Origin of the sequence: Corallincola spongiicola (assembly GCF_004284785.1) — a bacterium.
GTDB classification, from domain to species: domain Bacteria; phylum Pseudomonadota; class Gammaproteobacteria; order Enterobacterales; family Neiellaceae; genus Corallincola; species Corallincola holothuriorum.
On sequence record NZ_SHLY01000002.1, the window covers coordinates 841664 to 863923 of the forward strand.

At 48.3% G+C, this 22260-nt stretch carries 18 protein-coding genes; 11 read left to right on the forward strand and 7 right to left on the reverse strand.

Annotated elements, in window-relative coordinates; genetic code table 11:
• The first annotated feature begins 598 nt into the window (after nt 1-598).
• Complete coding sequence (locus tag EXY25_RS09420) at nt 599-2413, forward strand: polysaccharide lyase family 7 protein (protein ID WP_246019531.1); 1815 nt, start codon at nt 599-601, stop codon at nt 2411-2413.
• A 239-nt stretch (nt 2414-2652) separates the two neighbouring features.
• On the forward strand, nt 2653-3084 hold the full coding sequence (locus tag EXY25_RS09425) for an META domain-containing protein (RefSeq protein WP_130566536.1): 432 nt from the start codon (nt 2653-2655) through the stop codon (nt 3082-3084).
• A gap of 143 nt (nt 3085-3227) precedes the next feature.
• On the opposite strand, the gene EXY25_RS09430 is transcribed toward EXY25_RS09425, so the two are convergent.
• Both EXY25_RS09430 and EXY25_RS09435 read right to left on the reverse strand, forming a co-directional pair.
• Nucleotides 3228-3926, reverse strand: a complete 699-nt coding sequence (locus EXY25_RS09430; RefSeq protein WP_130566537.1) for a hypothetical protein — start codon at nt 3924-3926, stop codon at nt 3228-3230.
• Nucleotides 3919-4419, reverse strand: coding sequence for a hypothetical protein (locus EXY25_RS09435; RefSeq protein WP_130566538.1), 501 nt, complete (start codon nt 4417-4419; stop codon nt 3919-3921). The genes EXY25_RS09430 and EXY25_RS09435 overlap by 8 nt, the downstream gene beginning before the upstream one ends.
• A gap of 147 nt (nt 4420-4566) precedes the next feature.
• Between EXY25_RS09435 and EXY25_RS09440 the strand changes: the two genes are divergently transcribed.
• The 4 genes from EXY25_RS09440 to EXY25_RS09455 all read left to right on the forward strand — a co-directional run bounded on the left by EXY25_RS09440 (nt 4567) and on the right by EXY25_RS09455 (nt 10432).
• A complete protein-coding gene (locus tag EXY25_RS09440; RefSeq protein WP_130566539.1) occupies nt 4567-5244 on the forward strand; it encodes a hypothetical protein in 678 nt (225 codons plus the stop codon).
• A gap of 515 nt (nt 5245-5759) precedes the next feature.
• Nucleotides 5760-7235: a carbohydrate-binding module family 20 domain-containing protein gene (locus EXY25_RS09445; protein ID WP_130566540.1), complete on the forward strand. Its 1476-nt coding sequence runs from the start codon at nt 5760-5762 to the stop codon at nt 7233-7235.
• Between the two features lie 181 nt (nt 7236-7416).
• Entirely contained in the window at nt 7417-7785 is a 369-nt protein-coding gene (locus EXY25_RS09450) for a 2Fe-2S iron-sulfur cluster-binding protein (RefSeq protein WP_114338819.1), read from the forward strand.
• A 289-nt stretch (nt 7786-8074) separates the two neighbouring features.
• The gene (locus EXY25_RS09455) at nt 8075-10432 is read left to right on the forward strand and encodes a CotH kinase family protein (protein ID WP_130566541.1); all 2358 of its coding nucleotides are present in this window, start codon (nt 8075-8077) and stop codon (nt 10430-10432) included.
• Nucleotides 10433-10516: 84 nt separating this feature from the next.
• Here the strand turns inward: EXY25_RS09455 and EXY25_RS09460 are convergent, their stop codons facing one another.
• Entirely contained in the window at nt 10517-11425 is a 909-nt protein-coding gene (locus tag EXY25_RS09460; protein WP_130566542.1) for a LysR family transcriptional regulator, read from the reverse strand.
• Nucleotides 11426-11528: 103 nt separating this feature from the next.
• On the opposite strand from EXY25_RS09460, the gene EXY25_RS09465 reads away from it, so the two are divergent.
• The 3 genes from EXY25_RS09465 (at nt 11529) to EXY25_RS09475 (ending at nt 15565) form a co-directional block, all read left to right on the forward strand.
• Nucleotides 11529-12281, forward strand: coding sequence for a hypothetical protein (locus EXY25_RS09465; protein ID WP_130566543.1), 753 nt, complete (start codon nt 11529-11531; stop codon nt 12279-12281).
• Nucleotides 12282-12521: 240 nt separating this feature from the next.
• Nucleotides 12522-14687 (forward strand): M3 family metallopeptidase, encoded by a 2166-nt coding sequence (locus EXY25_RS09470; RefSeq protein WP_233496496.1) that lies wholly within the window; start codon nt 12522-12524, stop codon nt 14685-14687.
• Between the two features lie 197 nt (nt 14688-14884).
• Complete coding sequence (locus EXY25_RS09475; protein WP_130566544.1) at nt 14885-15565, forward strand: hypothetical protein; 681 nt, start codon at nt 14885-14887, stop codon at nt 15563-15565.
• A 97-nt stretch (nt 15566-15662) separates the two neighbouring features.
• Here the strand turns inward: EXY25_RS09475 and EXY25_RS09480 are convergent, their stop codons facing one another.
• Together EXY25_RS09480 and EXY25_RS09485 are read right to left on the reverse strand one after the other, a co-directional pair.
• Nucleotides 15663-16010: a hypothetical protein gene (locus EXY25_RS09480; protein WP_130566545.1), complete on the reverse strand. Its 348-nt coding sequence runs from the start codon at nt 16008-16010 to the stop codon at nt 15663-15665.
• Nucleotides 16011-16155: 145 nt separating this feature from the next.
• Entirely contained in the window at nt 16156-17043 is an 888-nt protein-coding gene (locus EXY25_RS09485; protein ID WP_130566546.1) for a LysR family transcriptional regulator, read from the reverse strand.
• Nucleotides 17044-17158: 115 nt separating this feature from the next.
• Here EXY25_RS09485 and metE point away from each other — a divergent pair, with 115 nt between their 5' ends.
• Together metE and EXY25_RS09495 are read left to right on the forward strand one after the other, a co-directional pair.
• A complete protein-coding gene (gene metE / locus EXY25_RS09490; RefSeq protein ID WP_130566547.1) occupies nt 17159-19438 on the forward strand; it encodes a 5-methyltetrahydropteroyltriglutamate--homocysteine S-methyltransferase in 2280 nt (759 codons plus the stop codon).
• 196 nt (nt 19439-19634) lie between these two features.
• On the forward strand, nt 19635-20621 hold the full coding sequence (locus EXY25_RS09495) for a M28 family peptidase (RefSeq protein WP_130566548.1): 987 nt from the start codon (nt 19635-19637) through the stop codon (nt 20619-20621).
• Nucleotides 20622-20688: 67 nt separating this feature from the next.
• Here the strand turns inward: EXY25_RS09495 and EXY25_RS09500 are convergent, their stop codons facing one another.
• Together EXY25_RS09500 and EXY25_RS09505 are read right to left on the reverse strand one after the other, a co-directional pair.
• Nucleotides 20689-21729 carry an isoaspartyl peptidase/L-asparaginase family protein gene (locus EXY25_RS09500; protein ID WP_130566549.1) on the reverse strand — a complete coding sequence of 347 codons (1041 nt, stop codon included), beginning with the start codon at nt 21727-21729 and terminating at the stop codon, nt 20689-20691.
• Between the two features lie 112 nt (nt 21730-21841).
• Entirely contained in the window at nt 21842-22237 is a 396-nt protein-coding gene (locus EXY25_RS09505) for an MAPEG family protein (RefSeq protein WP_114338809.1), read from the reverse strand.
• Nucleotides 22238-22260: the final 23 nt, after the last annotated feature.

Genomic DNA, 22260 nt, shown 5'->3' on the forward strand with positions numbered 1-22260 from the left:
ACCAATACTATGAGTTAAGGCCATAGTTGAATTTAAAGCTTAAAAAGAAATCTCTAATTTCGAATAGATTAAAAACTTTATTAAAATTGGAAGGTTCTATTCCTATTTAAAGGATAGAATTCGAGCGGGAAGATTATATAAATGTTAATTTATTGCAATGGAGTTAAAGTTGTTAACATAATCTAAATCAATTTTTATGTTTTAATGTGATAGGCTAAATTAGTTGTTGGTTTGGTTTTAAGTCAGATTTATAGTTTAGGCGTTTGATAATGATTCTTTATTTTGAATGAGGTTAATGCCTACTATATTGAATTTTAACTGCTTTGTTTTATGGTTTTTTAAGTCAAACGCTCTGATGGTTTTAATTCTAATTTATCTATTCATTTTTTAGCTTCTGTTTATTGTTGTGGGTTTTATCTCTTGGCTTTGCTGGTGAATTGTTGTTTAATCGCGATGTTTTAAATTTTATTAACATTATTCTGTCTATTGGCTATTTATTTGTTTCGCCTTTTTTAGGTTGATATGTTTAAGTGGTTTTTATAGCCCTCGGTCTCAAAGCAACGTTACGTAAGCTCGGTTTTTATTCTCTGGAGGATAAGTGAGTACCACAAGAAAATATCGTTTGATGAGTTCAGTCGCAGCCATTGTATGCTTATTTCAATCTCCGTTATCGGTTGCGAAACAGGTTAAAATTTATAACCCTGGTTTTGAAAGTGATGCGGCTTGGTCTGGTTGGACGGATAGTGAGCCATCTTCTATTTCTGGTGTGGCTCATTTTGGTAAGAGGTCGGCTAAGATCGCAGGGCAAGGTGGCCGTTTTTATCAGTACATTGATGTTGAGCGAGATACTGATTATCAGCTTATCGCCCATGTAAAAGGCAGTGGCAAGGTGGGGGTCATCGCTGGTGACACACACTACACCGAGCAAGTCAGCAAGCAGTCAAACTGGAAGCGAGTTGTAGCCGAGTTCAACTCAGGTGATAACGGAAATATTGAGATCTTTGCTGAATATTATAAAAGCGAAGGCCGCTTTGATTCATTCAAGTTAATTAAAATGGATGCTGGATCAGTGCCGGTTCCGTCTGATCCGAATACTGGTGTGTGTGGCGACCTATCTATGTTGCAGATCTACTCGGCAACTGACGATGGGACTAATGACGGCCATGGACCTGAAAACACGCTTGATGGGGGACTGGGGAATGAATCTCGCTGGTCATCTAAAGGATTGCATAAAGAGCTGGTTTTTGACTTAAAAGATCCGTCGGTGGTTAAGGCCGCGGCGTTTAAGTGGTACAAAGCGCGTCAGCGTATTTCCTATTTTGATATTGAAACCTCGATTGATAAGGCTAATTGGCAGCGTGTGCTGTCTAACGGCGAATCAGCATCGGATCACCCTGATTTTTTTCAGGTTGATATAGAAGATAGCGAAGCCCGCTATGTGAAAATTATTGGTCGTGGCAATTCGGATAGTGCTTGGAATAGTTTGATCGAGGCGCGTTTGTACGGCTGTGTCGATGGTCAAGATCCAACAGATCCAACAGAACCAACAGATCCACCAAGCCCAGAGCTCAATCCATCATTACCTCCTTCAAGTAACTTTGATCTGTCTGATTGGTATTTAAGTGTACCCACTGACATCGATGGCTCAGGTACGGCTGATTCAATCAAAGAGAAGCAGCTAAATGCAGGTTATGAGAGCAGTGACTACTTCTATACTGGTGCTGATGGCGGCATGGTATTTGTGTGTCCTATAACTGGATATAAGACTTCAAAAAATACCTCCTATACCCGTTCAGAGCTGCGAGAAATGCTGCGCCGTGGTAATACCAGCATTAGCACCGGTGGTGTTTCTAAAAACAACTGGGTTTTTTCAAGTGCCCCTCGCTCCGCTCAGAACCAAGCGGGTGGGGTCAATGGGGTGCTTGAGGCCACGTTAGCTGTCAATCACGTGACTAAAACGGGCAGTCGCGCTCAAGTTGGACGTGTCATTGTGGGGCAAATTCATGCCAACGACGATGAACCGCTGCGCATCTATTATCGTAAGTTGCCAAACCACAAGAAGGGATCTGTCTATTTTGCTCATGAACCTCGGACAGGCAAAGAGCAATGGTATGAGATGATTGGTAGCAAAGATGATAATGCAGATGAGCCCGCCGATGGCATTGCATTAAATGAACGCTTTGGCTATCGGGTTGATGTGGTGGCGAACACATTGACCGTGACTATTACACGGCCGGGTAAAGAAGATGTTGTTAAGCGTGTTGATATGAGTGACAGCGGCTATGACGACGGTAAGCAGTACATGTACTTTAAAGCCGGTGTCTATAATCAGAATAAAACGGGGCATGATAACGACTATGTGCAAGCGACGTTCTACTCTTTGAGCAATCATCATGAGGGTTATGAATACTAGGTTGTATCGGGTATATCAGTCTGAGCCCGCTTAGGCTACGTACAAATCTGCATCATCCAGTGACCATCGTCATGCGTTAGGTAAAGTGACTGTTCTACCTAACGCCTTTTTATCTTGTGCTGATTGTTTGTTGACCAATGTTTGGCGCTTTGCTTTGATAACCGAGGTAGAGGAAGCGTACGCACCGTATTGGTAGCAAGAACCTCTCGGTGCTGATTAGCATAATAAAGGAGAACAAGATGCAACGACATGGAAAGAAACGTGCGTGGTGTGTTCTGGCTTTTATCACGCTTTGGCCACTGATTGGTTGTGCGCCACCAGACCAGCTAACCCCTCGTTACTCTTTGGTCGGTGAATGGATTGTCACTTCGATGGAAGGGACTGATTTGGTGACTAATACTCCCATCACATTTCGCTTTGCTCCCGATGAAACGATTGCTGGTACCGGTGGCTGTAACCAATTTTCTGGTGCCTACTTTGTGGAAAACGATGCGCTGCGCTTTGGCCAGTTCATGGTGACAGCGATGAGCTGTAAGAAGGCGCAAAATGCCCAAGAGAAGCATTTCTTCGCCAATATGGGGTTGGTCAATCAATTCGAGTTGGCGGGGGATACTCTGTTACTGATATCCGGTGACAGCGACATCGTTATTACCGCTAAGGCGATGAATTAATACTGAACTCTGATTGTTCGTTGTTCCGGTGTTGTGGGGGCAAAGACGTTGGTACCGACTTATATCGCCCCCATGAAGTATGTGAGGAAGCAGCTGGTTACTACTGCTTCCGTATCCTTTTCCAATTGACACTGTGCGAATGGCTATTCAGGCCGTGGGCATCCATCACCGTGGGCAATCCTTTCTACTTCACAATGAAAGGTGATCGGACTGTCTTCGCAGGCACAGATGCGTCGGGCGCATGCTTCGGCGGTCTCTTCATCTGGAGCCCAGAATGGCGGTGCGGTAGTGCAGCAAAAGTCATTTTCTTCGTTATATACGCGCATGGAGTAATGTTCTTCCGCACGGCCTCCTGCACACGGTGCACACTCTGTGCAAGGTGCAATCGCTGGATCATCGGAGCCCCCGCCACCGGGGCAGTCGCATTCGCCACTGCCATGTGAAGCTGGACCTGGATCCCAAGTGCAGCCAGGCTCGCAGGGCGACGAGGAGCAAAGCCCAGTCCTGTTGTTCCAATATAATCCTTCACAGCAGCGGTCTTGGCTTGAAGCTGTCATGCCGTCAGTGGCACAGCAATAGGGGCCATAAGGGCCGGTACGTATTTGACCACTGCAGCAATCGGATGCTGGCGCATCGCTGTCGAGGGCTGCGTTGTTTCCTCGGCAACATCTATCGTTTTCACAATTACCTGCTTGGCAGCAGTTTGTTTCTGCGGTGCAGGATTCTCCTATATCAGTGCAGTCTTCGCTTTTACTTGCCAGGATCGCTGCAATGCCAAAGATCACGATGAAGGCGAGTATCAGTGGGCGAATAATTGTCCATTTCGGCGTTTGGTTATCCATGAGTGGTTTTCCTCGAGGTTGTAGCCAATGCAATTAAAAACGCCGTCCCAGCACCCGCCAGGATGGCGACAACATCACGGAGGTCAAAGGTGCCGCTGTACAAAATGCAACTTAACATCGTTGCGTGATCCTCTATCTCGATGGCTTGTTCCATGCGCTGTTGAATGTAACTCGCGAAGATGGGTAGCTGTGCCAATTCGAACAGTAGGTTAGCTCCGCCCCAGAATGAGCAAACAATCAGTAAGTTTTTCCGGCTGGGGTTGACCACGCTAAGGCTAAGTAATGAAAACCCCAACGGATGAACGAATGCGGGCAGTACCAAGCTAAATTTGACGAAAGGTTGTACTAGAGGTTGCAGTTCGGGGAAGTAGTCGGGCAGGTAGGGTAAACCAATGGCTGGACGTACGAACATATATACAGCGCTACCTAGCACCAGTATGGCAATGCTTGAACTAAGCTGTACGACATTAAACAGCTGACGAGGGGGAGCCATCGCCTGCCTTCCTTTAATGAGTATTGAAGATTACAGCACCGTCTTAAGCATAGATCCGGCACGCAAAATAACCACTCTAAGCGTGTGGTTTATTCCCTTCCCTGAACTAACCTTAAATTCCCGAAAGGGATAACCAAGGAGGAGGTAATGAAGCATCTATTGATTGCTCTAATGGCGGCTTGTGCATGGTTGTCTTCCACTTGTGCCGTTGCTGCTTATGTCGAGTTTGATTTCAGTGGTAGTGAGGCTTACGACGATGGCAGTGGTGCCTATGATCGTGCTGTTGTCGGCAACTTATATTGGGATATAGATCAAGCGGCGATTGTCGCTGGAAGAGCGGCGGTGGCTGATACGCTATTTGTCTTTGACGCCGCATCCGGAATGGGAACGACCCACCTTCACGATGCTCGTTTCTTTGATTTCGGCATGTTCATTGAATTTGATGTCTTGATGGTGAACTACTGGAATGCGAGTGATCAGTTACAGCTTGAGTACATTCGTTACGAGGTGCCCATCGGTGATCCCTATCGACCATGTGTGGAGGGGCCGTTTACCGAGTGCTTTACGAATGGAGTGGATGACCAAGATGTGTGGCAAAACGCCTATGATCAAGATGGCATACTTGAAAGTAACTATGTGACGGCTGTAAGCGATTACGCTGATGGTGCCCATGGTTGGTTGTCGTTGGCTTCTCCTTGGCGGGATGGCTGGCGGATAATTGATGAGTTGCCTGATCTAGTCGCTAAGCGGGTGCCTGTGGGGTCTGTGCTACCACTTTTTGCTCTGCTAGCGCTGGGATCTATTTCCTTGCGAAAGTCTGTGTAATAAATAGCTTTTGATTCATTGGTGATTTATGAGCGCGTCAGTCTGGCGCGCTTTTTTGTCTCTAGTTGCATAGAGTCCCCATTTGTTTTCCCCATAAAATAGATTTTCCTTTCACTCTGGAGCTGCGCGTAGGCAGTGTCTGACTGAGCTACATCGATCCTAGCCATGCTTCTTGGCTGATAAATGAACGATGCTATATCCCCGGTGGATTTACTTCGCCTTCCTATTGGGGCGGTTTCTTGTCGCGATTTAGATTAATTATGTCGCTAACTTCGCTCCAGCCTATCGTTAGCTCATTTATTAGTTATTCATTATGTTGATGTTATTAGATTTTTTGGGTGAATATTGTTTTGTGATCCAAATCATTAAATGTTATTAAATTGTGACGCGAATCACCTTGGCTTTATTGGAGTTGGGCATTGCAGGCTAAGGCATACCTCTGTTCTTTATCGCTGTGTTTCAGGTGTATTCGGCGTTCGGTGTTTTTTGTTTTTCATTTTTTGTTAGGAATCGGAATGAATTTGTTAAGCGGTTATTCATTTGGTGTCGGTGCCTTGGTGTCGAAATCTTTGCTGGCGTTCATCACGTCACTACTCTTTTTATCTCCCATTGTCAGTGCTACTACTTACGAACAAGGGTATGGCTATACCCAACAGCACGGGTTGCAAGAATTTAGCGTCAAGGTTGAGCATACCGAGAGCGGCAATGTTCGTTATCTGTTGCAAGGGGTGACTAAAGATGGCTATCTTTTTGAATCACGCTTTGGTGGTGGTCGAGGATCTTACGGCACCATAGGTAATGGCTCGGTTGTTTATGATGGTAACCAAACGAATGTTTGGAATGACAACATCTATGTTGATTACAATGATCAGCGTGTTGATACCACTTATCCCGCCGTTTTGTTGGACTTGCACTGGAGTCTGGAAAAGACCTTAGACTTCTATAAGTTGATGGGTAGGGATGGTGTGATTGAAGCCGATCCTAATTTCGTCATCCGCGGTAATATCTCTTCAACTTGTAACCAATACGGTGAAGCATCCACTCGTTCTAACAATATTTGCTTTGGTAAGCCATCTAACAGCAACGGTGACCAGCCTCACCGTGTCACGTTGGACATCGTCGCGCACGAAGTGACTCATATCGTGGATTCTTCAATCTATCTGGCTGCGGGCAGAGAGGTGGGTTTCTACGAAGGTTTTACCGATCTTTTTGGTACGGCTGTAAAGCGCCACTATCTTGAAGATGCCAGCTATCGTGTAGGTGAAAACAACTTTGCTGGCGGAGTGCCGTATACCTGCGGTACAGAAAGTTCACGACTGCGTGATTTGAGTGCGCCTGTGGTAACGACTTATCGCGGCCAATCTTGGCTAGATAACCAAAACTGCGTCTATGCCGTCGGCTCTCTGATCGGTCATTGGTACTATCTGCTTTCTGAAGGCGGCTCGGGTACCAATGAGCTAGGTAACACATATCAGGTGGACGGCTTTGGCGATAATCTGACGGGCGCCCATATCGCTTATCAGTCATGGGTTAACTTCGATTCAAATACCTTTATGGATATGCCCACTTATGCAGCGTTTAGCGTACAGCAAGCCGAACTCTTGTATGGTGAGAAAGGCGTGAACACGACCTGTGCAGCTTGGTATGCGGTCGGTGTGGACGTGGAAGCCTGTGACAACGATGTTGACCCAACGCCCGAGCCTGTGACGGTTGAATTTAGTTGCGCGAACGGTCATACCCAGATGGGCCAAAATGTGTATGCCGTAGGTAATGTGGCTGAACTTGGTAATTGGGATCCGAGTAAGGCCTTCAAGCTGGAGCCAACAGACTATCCAACGTGGCGTGCCTCATTGGCGGGTTTTGCGCCTAATCAAGCCATCGAATGGAAGTGTATTAAGCGTGATCTTGGCGCTGTTGAATGGCAGGGGGGTAGCAACAATGTATTGACTACGCCAGCTAGTGGTTCAGTTGCCACCCAAGGCAGCTTCTAGTTTACTTTAGCCCTCGGAGCGTGATCTCCGAGGGCTTTGTTATTATTGTCCCAAATCGAACAAAATTTCTCCATTCGTCTCTTCGCATACAATACGTTTTCTTTTTATTCAGTAAGTTACCTGCGGAACACGCCTTGCAACTGTTCAGTGTTTAATGAACCACTGAAGAAGGAAGTGCACTATGGCGACAGTCTATTTTTCGTCTCCGACCATGCGTAAGAACAAAAAGGTGACTGCGGTTGCTGGTAAACGTAATGCCCTACTAGGTTTGGCAGAAGAGAACGGTATTAAGATCCCCTGTGAATGCCGTGATGGCGAGTGTGGATCGTGTTTGGTGAAGGTGACGCATCTTGATGGTGATCGCGTGAAGGCGGTGATGCTGACGGACAAAGAGCGTTCCGTGCTTAAATCTGTGGGTAAATTGCCACCCCATGAAGCTGAGCGCGCGTCAGTCCATGATGTCCCCCCAACCTACCGTCTTGCCTGTCAGACAATCGTCACCGATGAAGATTTGTTGGTTGAATTTACCGGTGAGCCTGGTGGAGCGTAATTAGATAGACAATACGCAGGTTGTTTAATCCAGAAGTCGCTGATAGGCGACTTCTTCTTCCTTGGCGATCACAGTGTGAGCAAGCGCAAATATTCATTCATATGACACTAAAACTACACTCTTGAGATCAAGCATTCGACGGTTCCTTCCTCCCATATTTTCCACCTTCGAGTAGAGTGCTGTAAGCGGCGCAAGCATCGGTATATTTGATGGTCATCATCTCGCGATGAGATCAACAAACTAACATGGTGAACGGTTTGCGTTTGGTGGCTATTTTCAGGAGTGTCTGATGTTCAACAGTAATAGATTCAAAATGGGGAGCGCGGGTTTGTTGCTTACCCCACTGGCATTGCTTATGTCTGGTTGCGGCGGCAGTAGCGGTGGTGGTGATGATCCCGATCCACCCGTTCCAGACTCATTTACTGTTTCAGGCACGGCCACCGGGTTGCCGGATTTTGGGCTGCTTACTGTTTCATTGAATGGCGGTTTGTCAGAGCCGGTACTCGTCGGTAATGCCAATGACCTGTCGGGCACTTTTCGCTTCCCGGATCGCTTTCAAGTCGGTGATAACTATGAGATCAGTTTGAGTGAACTGCCATCTCGTACGACTTGTATTGTTGAGAATGGCAGCGGTGTTATTGCGGAAGCTAACATCGAAAATATTGTTGTTAGCTGCGAAGCGGTCCCCCTAGCGCCGAATGAAAGAACCTTAACGGGAACGATTTCTGGTTTAGATGACAACACTAGCGTACAGCTATCGTTGAATGGCGAAGAGTTTTTAGACGTCAACCACAATGGCCGCTTTATGTTCCAGAGCGCTATGGTTGATTTCCAGAACTATGAGATTGATGTTGAGCGAGATCCTGCCCGACAAGAGTGTGAGATTGAAAATGGCGAGGGAGTGATTGACGGTGACAATATCGTTGATATTGCTGTCCGTTGTGAGCAGGATGATTCTGCCTCTGTTTTTGCAACAGACCGCCTGCATCGATTCCGCATCACCATGACAGCCCAAGAGTGGCTGGCATTCGTACTGGACACCGAGCGAGCACGTTATACCAATCGCGATGCCCATGGCTGGAGTTTGTGGAATTTGTGGACCCACAGCGAAGTCTATCGTGAAGTCAGCCTGGAGTATCTTGATGATAACGGCGATGTGATCGAACAGTTAGATCACGTGGCATTCAAGATGCGCGGAAACACCAGTCGCCAGTGGCCTGAAGAGTGGTATCAGCAGGACGATGACAGCTGGACGGCGAAGCCTCGCCGGTTCCATTTTTCATTGAAGTTTGACGAAGAGTTTGATGACGACGAAAGCGTGTATGCCTGTATTGACGATGACGGTCAACCTGCCGCTGTGAACAATGGGCATTGTAATAATCGTGTTGGTCGCGACGTGCCTGAAGTAACCGCGAATGACGGCCGAGAATTCAACGGCGTCGAGAAACTCTATTTTAAATTCAATAAAGACGATCCAGGCTATCAGCGCGAAATGTTAGCGCATGACGTGCTTAATAGCGCAGGTGTACCGACCGGACGTATGGCCCATGCCAGTGTTGAGTTAGTGATCACGGGTGAGCAGGGTGAAACCCTGTATGACCGGCCATTACCTCAGGTATACAACATGGGCGTGTTTATGATGGATGAGCCTATCGACAAGCCCTATCTAAAACGCTACTTCGGCGAGAATGGTTACCTGTTCAAAGTGGGCGGAGGTGATCTCAGCACCGCGGATGCGGCCAATCCTAACTGTGTTCCTTACGAGGATGGTTCCGGCTACATCAATAGTAATTTCTGTTTAATTGGTGTGGAGAAGTCAGACCCTGATGACAGAGAAGATTGGTTAGGCACGGCCAATTACCTAAATCCTGACTACGTGAATAGCGATATTAACGATCAAGGTGGCATGGCGTCGCAGTTCGCCCCTTATCGCCCCACTTATGATATGAAGAGCAAGAAGAAGTCGATTGCTGATGCCAGAGTCGATTTGCAGAACTTCATGACTTTTGTACAGGGACGCCCCAGTGTTTCTCGTTTAGCTGAAGAGTTTGATATTGATGGTTTTGTGCGTGCGCAGGCGGCTGATATCGTTATCGGTGCGGTGGATCATTATGTCCGCGTTGCCAATAACTACTATCTCTACCTCAACCCTCTGACCGAAAAGTGGACGTACTTGACCTACGACTATGATTTCAACTTCCGTGACAATCATCCAGTGGCGTGGGGAAGTAATGTCGAAGCGTTTCAGAATGTGGCAGGTAGTTATGCGCTCCCTGGCACAGGTGAAAGAGATTGGCACAGCGAACGGATGTCAGGTGTGACACCTGTTTTGTGGGATATTGTGTTTGCTGAAGCAGTCTATCAGCGCCGACTTCTGCAGGAGATCAAGCGCATTCTTGATGCCCAGATGGATTGGGATAGCCAGTTGGCGCCTAAGCTCAAACAGCGTCGTGAAATGATCGAAGCGGTAGTATTGGCCACAGACGCTGCACATCCGCAAGGCTGCGAACAGATCTACGACCGTCGTGCGATTGATGCGGATGCAGGGACTGAACTGTGTGATGCGGGCGACGTATCGATGAAAGTGTTTATGCAGCAAAAAGTCGCCGCACTGCGTGAGGAGTTAGCTAAGCATGGCATTGAATAGTGCTGCGTAACTAACTACTGTTGTTTACTAAAAACACCGTCTTGTTGTTAGCATCAAGGCGGTGTTTTTATTTTTCCCCAAATATCAATCGCATAGTTTATTGACTACTTGATGCAACCAGTCAGATGCACGTTGATGATAAAGCAGGTAGATCTCCTCTTTGGCGGGAGCGGGGGAGGTTGTCATCTCAACCTGTTGCAGTTGCCACTCTCGAAGCAAAAAATCGGGCAGATAAGCAATCGCCTGTCCACTTCTCACCAGTTGTCCCAGTACAGCGTAGTCATTGACTACCCAGCCAATTTTTCGCGGTAGCAATGGGTCGTTCCAGCCATCACAACCTTGCCCACGCTCTTCGCCACAAAAAGGCGATATATGTGGTGTCGCGAAGGGATATTTTAAAACCTCTTCCGCATTGGCTGCCTGTGATATCCCTTTGTTCGACCGGCGATCCTGCAGCGCTTGCGCCAGAGGATGGTTGCGGCTGATCGCTGTTTGCATGGTTAACGAGCCGAGAGGCTGTCTCATAATATAGTCCGGCAGTGATTTGAGCTGGGTTCCTGTAACCAAAGCAAGGTGCACTTCACCCTGTTTTAGGCGTTGTAACGCCTGTTGTTCAAACAGTGTGTCGACCTCCAGCGTGCTCGCCGCAAGTTGCTGACGCAGGCAGCGACTGATTGGGCTAAGCCAACGATATTGAAGGATGGCTGGAGCCGCAATTCTGCATATTAGCGCCGTCGACGAGCGGTTTAGTGCTCGTTTGGTTTGGTGTGCCAGTTCAACTAATTCTCGGGCTTTGGGTTGAAGCTGTTCACCATGTTGATTTAACCGCAGGCTTTTTCCTACGCGGTCAAATAGTGATACCTGCAGTGATGCTTCCAAGCGCTTTAATGACTTAGATAGAGCACTCGGGGTGACATTAAGCGTAATTGCGGCCTTCTGCAGACTATTCGTTTGGGCTATGAGTAAAAACTTCTCTAAATCTGCTATTTCCATATCGTTGTTAAAAACTCTTTATTGGAAACGATTTGGACTCGATTTTAGCTTAATCTCGCCATGGTTATTAGTGTGGGTGTTTGAATTGGTGAGGGGATATCTGATGGGAAAGCGTAAATTGTGCCGCGCGGCAGTGGCGGGGAGCTGTGTTGCTTTGATCTGCTGGTTGTTGGCGGGTGGCTCTGCGATGGCGGGTAGTGTAAATCATGCATCTGTGACTGCTGGCCATGATCATTCGGTAGGCATTCACGGCATGGTGTTGGTTAAAGTGGCAGATGGTTTTTATGCTTCTCATCTGCCGCTGCATGGTAGCAAACACGCACATCAGATCATTATGGCAGTGGATATCGAGAGTTTGCCGCCCGATTTTATTAATGCACTGAATAGTCAGCAACTGGTCACTCTCGCTCCGGAGGCGTTCTCGCTAAACCAACTACAGGCAGGAGAGCTGTTGCAATTTCAAGCCACGCTATATCTTGGGCATTTTGAGCGCGGTGGCCAGCCATTTAAAAAACAGGTCACAGTTAAGGTCGCAAGTCGGTTGCTGATGACAGCGTTACATGATGGAGAAAATGGGTCCTTTTACCAAGTAGAGCTAAACAGAGATCATGCCCTGTTGGTACACCGTATCGGACAACGACCAAGCTTTGATCAAATTATCTGGGTCAGTCGTCGCGCCCCTCTTTTGCGGCCTGAGCCGCCTATGGAAGTGCAACGTGAAGTCGATGAGGCCGCTAGTGTGCCGTTATATCGTTTATCTAAAGGCGGTAAATTGACTCGCAGCGATGCCGAGAACGGATTGCCGGGGTGGCGTTGGCAAGCAGAACTGTATCTGGAAACAAGGGATTTTCAATAAGCGCAGCGTTGTCTATAGTAGGCCGCTTAATGTTATTAGCCTTCCATTTGATCTGAGTGCAGGTTTGAAACTAAGGCGCGGGGATATGCTCAACAGGTTAAACCGCACCTTCACTCCTGTATTTTTCAGTCATGAATGGCGGTACCAAGTTGTATTCGCTGTGCTTAAGGTCCAGCAGAGACACAGGCATAGCTAGCCAATAAAGGTGGATACAACACCCTTTAAGAGGACTATATTCCAGTGAGAACCAAACTATTAACCCTTGCTGCAGCCGTTGCTGTGGCAGCAGGATGCTCAGACGTGTCAGAACCGAAACAGCCGCAAAGTGTAGATATGCCGGTCGAAGTAGCCGAACAGGTTGCCGGAGTGGTGGAATCTAACCCGCTGATGTCGATCAGCCCACTGCAGTACCAAGCGCCACAATTTGATCAGATAAAAAACGAGCATTTTAAGCCAGCGTTAGTGGCAGGTATGGCAGAGCAATTGCAAGAAGTTGATGCCATAGCCAATAACCCTGAGCCTGCCACATTTGATAATACCTTGGTGGCACTAGAAAAAACTGGTGCGTTGCTCAATCGCGCTTCTCTAGTGTTTTATAACTTGGCAGGCTCCAGCAGCAACGAAACCATTCGCGCCATACAAGGTGAGTTAGCGCCTAAGATGGCTGCCCATCGCGATGATATCTATCTCAATAAGGCGCTGTTTAAGCGCGTTGACGCACTGTATCAACAGCGAGAAAGTCTCGGTTTAGATGCAGAATCGTTACGTCTGTTAGAAGTTTATCACCGTGATTTCGTGATGGCTGGGGCGCAGCTTAACGATGCGCAACAGCAGCAGATCCGTGATCTGAACGAACAGGAAGCGACCCTGACTAACAACTTCCGCCAAATGCTGATGGCACAGCGTGATGAAACCGCTGTGGTTGTTGATAGTGTGGACGAGCTGGCGGGGTTGAGCGAAGGCCAAATCGCCATGCTCAAAGCGGCGGCTGATGAGAAAGGTTTAGACGGCAAGTACCTAATTTACATTACCAATACGACACGCCAGCCGATCCTGACCAATATGGATAATCGTGCGTTGCGTGAGCGAGTATGGCAGGCGTCTGTTAATCGCGGTATCGCGGGTGAGAATGCCACTTATCCATTGGTACAGCAGTTAACCGCATTACGTGCTGAAAAGGCTAAATTGCTCGGTTTTGACACCTGGGCGGATTACCGTTTAGCGCCTGCCATGGCTAAAACGCCACAGGCGGTACGTGACATGTTTAGCTCGATGGTGCCAAAAGTTGCAGCCAATGTTGAGCGTGAAGCTGAAGCGATCCAACAAATGATCGTTGCTAAAGGCGAAACATTTAAGCTGCAGCCGTGGGATTGGGCGTATTACGCCAATCAGGTGCGTGCCGAGCGTTTTGCGCTGGATGAATCAGAGGTGAAAGCTTACTTCGAATTCAAGAGCGTACTGGAACAGGGCGTGTTCTTCACCATGAACAAGCTGTTTGGGGTGACGTTTAAGCCACGTCCAGATCTGCCTGTTTACCATGAAGATGTGCTGGCCTATGAAGTCTTTGATGATGACGGTAGCAGCCTAGCTATCTTCTATGGTGACTATTTTGCCCGTGAAGGTAAGCGTGGCGGTGCCTGGATGAGCGCCTTTGTGAAACAAAGCGGTTTGCTCGAAGCAAAGCCGGTCATTGTTAACGTGATGAACATTGATAAAGCGGCCGCAGGGCAGCCGACGTTGGTGAGTTATGATCATGCCACCACCATGTTCCATGAACTGGGCCATGGCTTGCACGGTATGTTCTCTGATGTGAAATACCCAAGCTTGTCTGGCACCTCAGTGAGCCGTGACTTTGTTGAGTTCCCATCCACCTATCAGGAAGATTGGGCAGCAAATCCAGAGGTACTGGCGAACTATGCTCGTCACTATAAAACTGGTGAGCCGATGCCAAAAGCCTTGTTGGATAAAGTGCTAGCGTCACGCAGCTTTAATCAGGGTTACGACACCATGGAGTACATGGCCGCGGCCTTGCTGGATATGGAGTGGCATTCATTAGCCGTTGACAGCAAGGTGGAAGATGTCGCCGCGTTTGAAGCGGACGCGTTGGCAAAGAATGGCGTTAAGCTGGATTATGTATTGCCACGCTACCGTTCAGGTTACTTCTCCCATGCGTTCCCTGGCGGCTATTCCGCTAGCTATTACGCCTATATGTGGAGTGAGATCCTGGCAGCTGACGCGTTTGCGTATACTCAGCGCAGCGGTGGTTTAAACCGCGCCAGTGGTGATAAATTCCGCAAACATGTGTTGTCGGTCGGTAATAGCATCGATCCTATGGAAACTTACAAAGCGTTCCGTGGTGAAGCCCCTAAAACAGCAGCGCTGTTAGAACGTCGCGGTTTGCTGTAACGCCTAAGCGTTATTGAACAAAGCTAATCTAGAAGCCGGTCATTGACCGGCTTTTTTGTGTCTATTTCATAAAGTCGTTATTTTGAATTATCGGTGAGCTTAACTGTTCTAATTTTAGGCGATAAAGCAGAGTTCTAGGGGCATAGGCGTCAACTAACCTTACTGATGTTGTGGTTAATTTGTCTCAAGGAGGATGTATGAAAAAGGGTTATTTGTTTATTTTAGTGTTGTTTAGCAGCCTGCTCTTCTCCAGTGCAAGCTTGGCGAGATTGATCGAGTTCGACATTCAGGGTACTGAATATCGAGTGGACGAGTTTCACGATCCGCTGCCTAATCGATCCATTACCGGTAGTATTTATTACGACATAGAGATGACCCAGATGGTAGCCGGCGTGTTACAGATGGGAAGTGATATTTTTGTTTATGATCGTAGCCGTGGTATTGGTGGCTCGAGTTTGGTTGGAGGCGCGTATTATGCGTGGATGTTCATAGATTTTGATATCAGCTTTGTGTCCCTTTCTAACCCAGAAAATCGCGTTCATTGGAGTCGGAATCAATATGAAATATGGGGTGTTTATGATGCCATACCTTGTTTTGAGGACGATTCATTACCTTGTTATTGGGGGGTTGGGATTGGTGATGAGGAAGTATGGGCGGCCGCCATTGCCAATGGTAGTAGGCTGGATGCTTTTCCCGTCTATCAAGACTCCTATTATAGTAACGGAGTAACAGGGGATATGTGGGCAGCCCCACCAGAAGAGGGTGGTTTTCGCTTTGTTGATGAGGTTCCGTCTGTTGTTGTTGTGCCTGCGACCCCGTCTTTGCTACTGGCGATGTTCACCATGGTTGGTTTGATCGGTACACGTAAATATCATTAATCCGTCATTTACATCCAGATTAAGCCGATCCGTGATCGGCTTTTTTTGTATCTAGTCGCTGTGTTTTCTACAGTACAATTCGAAACTGGGCGCAGAACTAACACTGCCGATGCAAATAACGACCTTTCGCCATCAGGTTCATCATCAGTTCATTGACGTAGCTTTTTTGGATCTCGCTGTTGGCTTGTTCACGCAGTGCGAGCAGTGGCTTGAATGCGTAGTGTAGGCAGATAGCTCTGCGCTCGTGCTCTAGTTGCTCATCAGTAAGCACGTGCATCAGTTGACTGATTCGCTCCAGATGAATAAACCACATAAGTTCAGAGGTCTCACCCGGATGGAGCGGTTGCGTTGCAAGCCAGTTTTCTAATGCAGCTTGTGCATCTTTATCTTCACCTTGAAGCACTGCCGTTGGAAGAGAGGGTTGAGCAGGTTGAGAGAGATACATAATGAGCCCCTATGTGCCGGATTTACGCGAACGAACGATCTAAAAAATACAAAGACACGAATGATAATGATTATCATTGCCTTGTTTTGGGTGTCCGTCAAGGTAACTCATCGGTTAGTTTGATCTGTCGCAATAGGCTGATGTTTTATCGTTTGGTTTGACGGGCCAGTTCAACAAAGCTCTTCAGGTGGGTGAGATCGGCATCGCTTTGTCTTATGCCCACGGCTATTTGTTTATGGATCCCTTGTTGACCAATGCTGATTGCTTCGATAGGCAGGCCTTGTGCGGTTTCTTCAAATAACCACGCGGGCAGGGCAGACACTGCTCGCCCCGCAGCCACCATCTGCAACATGATGTCGGCGGTTTCGACGGTCTTATGTTGCTTCGGCATCACTTGCGCGGGTTGGAGAAACTGGCTGAAGATATCTAAACGCTCTTTTGCTACCGGGTAAGTAATTAGCGTCTGGTCGCTTAGCATCTCTGGCGTAAGCTGCGTAACACTACTTAATGGATTGTCCTTATGCACCACTAAGACCTGCTCATATTCAAATACAGGGCTAAATAAGACGCCCTCTCGCTGGATCGGATCGGGGGTAATAAGCAGATCGATATCATGAGAGAAAAGTGCGCTGATACCGCCGAACTGAAATTCCTGGCGTACATCCAGATCGACATCAGGCCAACGCTGCATGTAAGGCGACACGACTTTAAGTAGCCAGCGATAGCAGGGGTGGCACTCCATCCCGATGCGCAGGCTGCCACGTTGACCGTCGGCAAACTGCTGCAGTGTGCGTTCAGCGTGCTCGAACTGCGGTAGCAAGCGATTGGCGAGTGACAACAGATAACTTCCCGCTTCGGTTAACTGTAAGCGTCGCCCGTGCTTTTGCCACAGCGTGACACCGGTTTTTTGTTCCAGTTTTTTGATCGCGTGAGTCAGGGCTGATTGTGTCAGGCATAGCTGTATGGCTGCCTCTGTGAGGGTGCCATGCTGATCGATCGCGCGGAGGATGTTCAGGTGATGCCGGTCAAGCATGGTTGCGATCCTTTTTATGAATTAAATTCATCTATTGATAATAAATTATCAATATTCCTCACCATTGCAAGGCTCTAGCATACGTCTATCAAATGAATATTGCTGGAGACAACTAATGATCACCACTCATAACCTCGGCTTTCCTCGTATCGGCAGCCATCGCGAGCTCAAGTTCGCACTTGAATCTTTTTGGCGCGGTGAGAGTTCTGCGAAGGATTTAACGGATACTGGCCGCCAACTGCGGATCCGACACTGGCAGCATCAGAGTAAGTTGAGCTTTGTGCCTGTGGGGGATTTCTCGTTCTATGATCAGGTATTGGACATGAGTGTGATGCTTGGTCATCTGCCTGCGCGGGTGCAGCAAAGCCAAGGCTCTGCGCTGGATAAGTATTTTCGTATTGCACGCGGCAGAACGGCAGGTGACAGCGATTGTAGCTGCGTTCGAGCAGGCGAGATGACCAAATGGTTTGATACCAATTATCACTATATTGTGCCCGAAATTGATGGTGATACTGCGTTTTCGTTGGATCCTGAACGCTTGTTGGAACAGGTTAAGGAAGCGCAGGCCGCTGGTTATCGTGCCAAGCCGGTAATTATCGGTCCAGTTACCTATCTTTGGCTGAGTAAAGTTAAAGACGATACCGATAAGTTGTCATTGCTGAGTAAATTGCTGCCGCAATATCTGGCCCTGCTGAATTTGTTGTTTGAAGCAGGGGTGAGCTGGGTTCAGATAGATGAACCGATCCTGGTGACCGAGCTTGATCTCGATTGGCAGCAGGCGTTGCAGCAAAGTTATGCTGCTTTGGCGGCTTCTCCAGCGAACGTGTTGCTGGCTACTTACTTTGGTGCGCTTAAAGACAATTTGGCACTGGCGGCATCGCTGCCCGTTGCAGGGCTGCATGTCGATGGCTTGGCTTGTGGTGATGAAGTCGATGGGTTGGTGCAACGCCTAACCAACGATCAAGTTTTATCGGTGGGGGTGATTAACGGCCGCAATGTCTGGAAGACCGATTTGAAGCAGACGTTGAACTGGCTACAACCTATTTATCAGCAATTAAAAGGACGTTTGTGGTTAGCACCCTCCTGTTCGCTATTGCATGTTCCGGTTGATCTGAGTACCGAAGCGGCGATGGATCCTACTTTGCGCTCGTGGCTGGCATTTGCGCAACAAAAGCTGGAGGAGTTGAATCTACTTGCTGTTGCGTTAAGTGATGGCGAAGACAAAGTGGCACGTCAGTTGAAGGAAAATCAGCTGGCTATCGATAGTCGCCGCCAGTCTGATTTAGTTCACTGTGACGCGGTGCAGCGACGCCTGCAGGGGGTTAATGAGTCTGATGCGGAGCGCTATTCTGGTTACACTGCCCGTGCGGCACAGCAGAAAAAAGCGTTGGATCTACCGTTATTCCCCACGACCACCATCGGCTCTTTTCCACAAACCGCCGAGATCCGCGCTATTCGCCGCCAGTTCAAAGCGGGTGATCTGACAGAGCAAGACTACAAAACCAAGGTACAACAAGAGATAGCCGCTTGTGTGGCTGAACAAGAAGCGTTGGGGTTGGATGTGTTTGTGCACGGAGAGCCTGAACGAAATGACATGGTGGAGTACTTCGGTGAGCAGCTTTCCGGTTATGGCTTTTCGAAATATGGCTGGGTTCAGTCTTACGGCTCCCGTTGTGTAAAACCGCCCATTATTTACGGTGACATTGCCCGTACTCAAGCACTGACTGTTGATTGGACAAGCTACGCCCGCTCACTAACGAACAAGCCAATGAAAGGCATGCTTACAGGTCCCGTCACTATGCTTAACTGGTCATTCGTCAGGGATGATCAATCTCGTGAGCAAACCTGTCGTCAGCTGGCATTGGCTATTCGTGATGAGGTGCAAGCACTGGAAGCTGCCGGTGTGAACATTATTCAGATCGATGAAGCGGCATTGCGAGAAGGCTTACCGCTGCGGCGCAGTGAGTGGCAGCACTATTTAGATTGGGCTGTAGGTAGCTTCCGTTTGGCTGCTAACGGCGTGGCCGACAGTACGCAGATCCATACCCATATGTGCTACTCGGACTTCAATGACATCATGCCGTCGATCGCGGCCATGGATGCTGATGTCATCACCATTGAAACATCGCGTTCCGATATGGTGTTACTGGATGCCTTTGATCAGTTCAGTTATCCCAACCAAATCGGTCCCGGTGTCTACGACATTCATTCGCCAAATGTACCGAGTGCCGAACAGATGGTTGAGTTGATGCAGCTAGCGGCAGAGCGGATCCCTGCTGAACGGTTGTGGGTAAATCCTGATTGTGGTCTTAAAACTCGGCGCTGGGAAGAGGTGAAGCCAGCACTTAAAAATATGGTGCAGGCAGCACAGCGACTGCGGGTAGCTCACGGCTGATCGTTGCTTCGACTTGCGCTGAATGCGGTCATCTGCCGCAACACTATGCTTAAGTCGAAGCCGCTCTGCCTAGAGCTGTCACATTTATAAGCTAGGAGGACCCTCTCCTAGCTTCATCTAACTCATTTCTGTCGCTCGTTTTTTTCGGGTATGCTTCGGTTAGTTTTTGTTGTAATTAAAGACAGAGGTTCAGGGAATGAGTCGTTTTAAACGTATCGTTATTTTGTCCGCGGTCATCCTGCTGCCTGTGGTGCTTGCTATCTTTTTTGTCTACCAGCCAGTTTTTGGCTCTTACTCCGGGGAGTATACCCCTCAGGTTCAATCCCAACGCCTACAAAGCCATGTCATTAAACTATCTGAAGAGATCAAAGACCGCTCTTATTACACTGAAGGCTTAGCTGATGCCGCTGACTATGTGCAGGAGCAGTTCTCAACATTTAGCCAAGATGTTTCGGTGCAACGCTTTGTTGTTGATGAAGTTGAGTATCGCAATGTGATTGTTCGTTTTGGTCCCCATGATCAGCAGTTGCCTGTGATTGTTGTTGGTGCGCATTTTGATGCCTATAGCTCGCTGCCTGGCGCTGATGATAATGCCAGTGGCACTGCAGGATTGATTGAGCTAGGTCGTTTACTTAGCCAGCATGAGTCGTTTAGCTATCCTGTCGAATTGGTTGCGTACACCCTGGAGGAGCCTCCCTATTTTCGTACACAGGAGATGGGTAGCTATCATCACGCGGAGTCATTACATGCACAGGGCATAGACGTCGATCTGATGATTTCATTGGAGATGATCGGCTATTTTAGTGATGAGGAAGGGTCGCAGAGTTATCCGCTCCCATTGTTTGAATGGATTTACCCAACCAAAGGTAATTATATTGGTGTGATTGGTCGATTCAGCGATGTGCTGGAGTTAAGAGAAGTGAAAGGGGAGATGCTTAATGCGACACCGCTTGCCGTTCACTCCATGCTTGCTCCAGAAATGTTTCCGGAAATAGATTACTCAGACCATCTGAATTACTGGCAGTTTGATTACCCCGCTCTGATGGTCACGGATACGGCGTTTTACCGCAATAGAGCCTACCATACGTCGAGAGATACGTGGCAACGGCTCGATTATGAACGTATGGCGATGGTGGTTGATGGGGTCTATAACGTGGTGACAAGCCTAGCTAGCACTAGGTGAGAGGCACTGTTTATGTACCCCGTTTCATATTCGAACGTTGGGCAATTTTGCGTCCGTTCGATTGAATCTATTCATCTTTAAAAATAGCCACATAGGTGTTTTCCGAGCTGTTTTTATAAGCACGGTACATACCCGCTGTGTTGAATGGCATGCTGATGTTGCCTTGGCTATCCAGGATGATGACGCCACCCGTCCCACCCGCTTCGGGAAGCACTTGGTGGATCACCTCATAGCCCGCTTGTTTAATGGTTTTATCTTGGTAGGCCACGCGGGCGCAGATATCAGAAGCCACGGCATAACGGATGAAGTATTCGCCATGACCGGTGGCAGAAACCGCACAGGAGGCGTTGTCAGCAAAGGTGCCTGCGCCAATGATCGGCGAGTCACCGACGCGGCCGAACTGCTTGTTAGTCATGCCGCCCGTGGAAGTACCTGCTGCCAGATTGCCCAAGCTATCTAAGGCGACGGCGCCGACTGTGCCCATTTTGAATTTAGGGTCGAGTAGGTCGTGTGCGGCTTGATAGTCGGGTGTTTTCTCCATTGCATCACGTAGCTTCTTTTTGGTTTTTAGGAGTGCTTCATATCGATGCTCGGTGTTGAACATGGCGTTGTCGACCATAGTTACGCCGCTGGCTTTAGCAAACGCTTCTGCGCCTTCACCACTAAGCATGACATGGGGTGAGCGTTCCATAACCAGTTTGGCCAGATCGATCGGGTGTTCGACATGTTTAACGCCAGCAACGGCACCGGCTTGACGGTTGCTGCCATCCATAATTGAAGCGTCCAGCTCATGGGTTTCTTCGGCGGTATAAACCGCACCGACACCGGCGTTAAAATAGGGAGAGCTTTCAAGTACGTTAATCGCCGTGGTGACGGCATCGAGACTCTTTCCGCCTCTCTTCAGTACGGCATAACCGGCCTCTACCGCTTGTTTCAGTGTGGCGCGATAAGCTTGCTCTTGCTGCGGCGTGAATTTGGCCTTCTCTATGGTACCGGCGCCACCATGAATGACGATGGTGATGGGCACGGCCGTTTCGTCCTGAGCATGGCATGTTGGTATTAATAAGTTGATTGCTAATACTGCGAGGATCGTTAAACAAGCTCTCATTACATTCGCCCGTATCTACTGAAAAGATAATGTGTTGCGTAGCACCATTTAACCATACTTCTTTATTTGAAAAGGCTAAATTTCGTAAAGCGATGCGCCACTCTTTTGGCTGCTATTTAATAATCAAAATCAGCCATAGCCCCATGATGCATAACAAACTAAGAACAAAAGCCAGCATGCGGTGCAGGGGGTGATTGTAAGTGAGGTGGATCGCGGCGTGGACGAGGCGGCACCCCACATAAGCCCAGCCTAAGGCGATGGTGAGTGTGCCAGAAAGATTCATGACAATGGTTAAAATGCCTGCCGCATAAAATAACACGGGTGTTTCGAACAGGTTAGCGACATGGCGTCCAGCCTGAGCCACATGGCGGGGCAGCCCGTCACCTTCCATCAGGCGGAAATATTTGGCATCGACTTGCTTATTGGCTACCGAGCGTACGCGGATCACTGCCATGTAGACAAGCACCAGCATGGTTAACATCACCATGGCAAACATTGGGTAGAGCATTTCGTTATCCTCCAGATATGGGA

What these genes read in the sequence shown, in the direction of transcription:
- EXY25_RS09430 (WP_130566537.1), bottom strand. Translation starts at nt 3,926, where the DNA reads ATGGATAACCAAACGCCGAAATGGACAATTATTCGCCCACTGATACTC.
- EXY25_RS09465 (WP_130566543.1), top strand. Translation starts at nt 11,529, where the DNA reads ATGGGAAAGCGTAAATTGTGCCGCGCGGCAGTGGCGGGGAGCTGTGTT.
- EXY25_RS09435 (WP_130566538.1), bottom strand. Translation starts at nt 4,419, where the DNA reads ATGGCTCCCCCTCGTCAGCTGTTTAATGTCGTACAGCTTAGTTCAAGC.
- EXY25_RS09450 (WP_114338819.1), top strand. Translation starts at nt 7,417, where the DNA reads ATGGCGACAGTCTATTTTTCGTCTCCGACCATGCGTAAGAACAAAAAG.
- EXY25_RS09460 (WP_130566542.1), bottom strand. Translation starts at nt 11,425, where the DNA reads ATGGAAATAGCAGATTTAGAGAAGTTTTTACTCATAGCCCAAACGAAT.
- EXY25_RS09505 (WP_114338809.1), bottom strand. Translation starts at nt 22,237, where the DNA reads ATGCTCTACCCAATGTTTGCCATGGTGATGTTAACCATGCTGGTGCTT.
- EXY25_RS09455 (WP_130566541.1), top strand. Translation starts at nt 8,075, where the DNA reads ATGTTCAACAGTAATAGATTCAAAATGGGGAGCGCGGGTTTGTTGCTT.
- EXY25_RS09475 (WP_130566544.1), top strand. Translation starts at nt 14,885, where the DNA reads ATGAAAAAGGGTTATTTGTTTATTTTAGTGTTGTTTAGCAGCCTGCTC.
- EXY25_RS09445 (WP_130566540.1), top strand. Translation starts at nt 5,760, where the DNA reads ATGAATTTGTTAAGCGGTTATTCATTTGGTGTCGGTGCCTTGGTGTCG.
- EXY25_RS09485 (WP_130566546.1), bottom strand. Translation starts at nt 17,043, where the DNA reads ATGCTTGACCGGCATCACCTGAACATCCTCCGCGCGATCGATCAGCAT.
- EXY25_RS09480 (WP_130566545.1), bottom strand. Translation starts at nt 16,010, where the DNA reads ATGTATCTCTCTCAACCTGCTCAACCCTCTCTTCCAACGGCAGTGCTT.
- metE (WP_130566547.1), top strand. Translation starts at nt 17,159, where the DNA reads ATGATCACCACTCATAACCTCGGCTTTCCTCGTATCGGCAGCCATCGC.
- EXY25_RS09500 (WP_130566549.1), bottom strand. Translation starts at nt 21,729, where the DNA reads ATGAGAGCTTGTTTAACGATCCTCGCAGTATTAGCAATCAACTTATTA.
- EXY25_RS09440 (WP_130566539.1), top strand. Translation starts at nt 4,567, where the DNA reads ATGAAGCATCTATTGATTGCTCTAATGGCGGCTTGTGCATGGTTGTCT.
- EXY25_RS09425 (WP_130566536.1), top strand. Translation starts at nt 2,653, where the DNA reads ATGCAACGACATGGAAAGAAACGTGCGTGGTGTGTTCTGGCTTTTATC.
- EXY25_RS09495 (WP_130566548.1), top strand. Translation starts at nt 19,635, where the DNA reads ATGAGTCGTTTTAAACGTATCGTTATTTTGTCCGCGGTCATCCTGCTG.